Origin of the sequence: Burkholderia sp. A2 (genome assembly GCF_001729305.1) — a bacterium.
Lineage (GTDB): Bacteria > Pseudomonadota > Gammaproteobacteria > Burkholderiales > Burkholderiaceae > Burkholderia > Burkholderia sola.
In genome coordinates, this window is the sequence record NZ_LZXX01000103.1 from 8,963 (window position 1) to 10,315 (window position 1,353).

At 66.7% G+C, this 1,353-nt stretch carries 2 protein-coding genes; both read right to left on the minus strand.

Features of this window, described 5'->3' with window-relative positions; translation table 11 throughout:
• Positions 1-661: RecX family transcriptional regulator (locus tag A9Z05_RS20290; RefSeq protein ID WP_069619645.1), on the minus strand; the 661-nt coding region annotated here is incomplete at its 3' end.
• On the minus strand, positions 661-1,353 hold a 693-nt coding region (gene recA / locus A9Z05_RS20295), incomplete at its 5' end, for a recombinase RecA (RefSeq protein WP_069619646.1). The genes recA and A9Z05_RS20290, both read right to left, overlap by 1 nt.

Sequence of the window (1,353 nt, forward strand, 5' to 3'; positions counted from 1 at the left end):
CGATGCGCGCGACGCCGACGCGCGACGCGCGGCGATGCACGAGGCTCTCGGCGAAGCGCGCGTCGGACAGCCAGCCTTCCTTTTCCAGCGCATCGAGCACCGGGTCGACGGATTCGTCCTCGCCGACGTACGGTGCGAGCTTGCGCGCGAGCTCCGCACGGCTGTATTCGCGCCTCGACAGGTAGCCGAGCGCGCGCCCCTTCAACGACCGCGGCGGCTTCGACGACTTGCGTTCGCGAGCGCCCGGGGTGTCGCTTGAAGCAGCGTCGCCGGAAGATGCGCCGGATGCACGGCGCGTGCGGCGCGGATGCTGGCTGCTGCGCGTATAGACATCTTCCGTCGCGGGCGCATCGGCTGTGCGATCGTCCGGGGCGCGATCGCTCGGAGCGCGATCGCTCGGGAAGCGGACACCGGACACACGACGGCGGGAGCGATCGTGTGCGTCGAACGATTCATCGTCGTCGAACGGATCGTCCGGTGCGGCAATCTCAAACGAAACGAGGGCATCGTCGGATGCCCTCGTCGCGGCGCGGTTCGCTGCGTTGCCGCTTGCGTCCCGCCGGCTGGCGCCCGAGGGGCCGGCCCGCTGGCCGGAGCGACCCGCCGTTTCGGGCGTGTCGTGCTCCTCCGGCTCGCCGGCCTGACCTCGGCGCGCAATCATCACTCTTCTTCGTCCATCGCCTCGGCTTCGTTGCCCGCGCCATCGGGCATGGCGACGACACCGAGCGATTCGCGGATGCGGTTCTCGATCTCGCGCGCGATTTCCGGATTTTCGCGCAGGAATTCACGCGCGTTGTCCTTGCCCTGGCCGATCTTCTCGCCGTTGTAGCTGTACCAGGCGCCGGCCTTGTCGACGATCTTCGCCTGCACGCCGAGATCGATGATTTCGCCCTGACGCGAAATGCCTTCGCCGTACAGGATGTCGAAGATCGCTTCGCGGAACGGCGGCGACACCTTGTTCTTGACGACCTTCACGCGGGTTTCGTTGCCGATCACCTCGTCGTTCTTCTTGATCGAGCCGATCCGGCGAATGTCGAGACGCACCGACGAGTAGAACTTCAGCGCGTTGCCGCCCGTCGTGGTTTCCGGGTTGCCGAACATCACGCCGATCTTCATCCGGATCTGGTTGATGAAGATCACGAGGCAGTTCGTGCGCTTGATCGTGCCGGTCAGCTTGCGCAGCGCCTGCGACATCAGGCGGGCCTGCAGACCCGGCAGCGAATCGCCCATCTCGCCTTCGATTTCGGCCTTCGGCACGAGCGCCGCGACCGAGTCGATGACGATCATGTCGATCGAGCCCGAGCGCACCAGCGCGTCGGTGATTTCGAGCGCCTGCTCGCCGGTGTCCGGCTG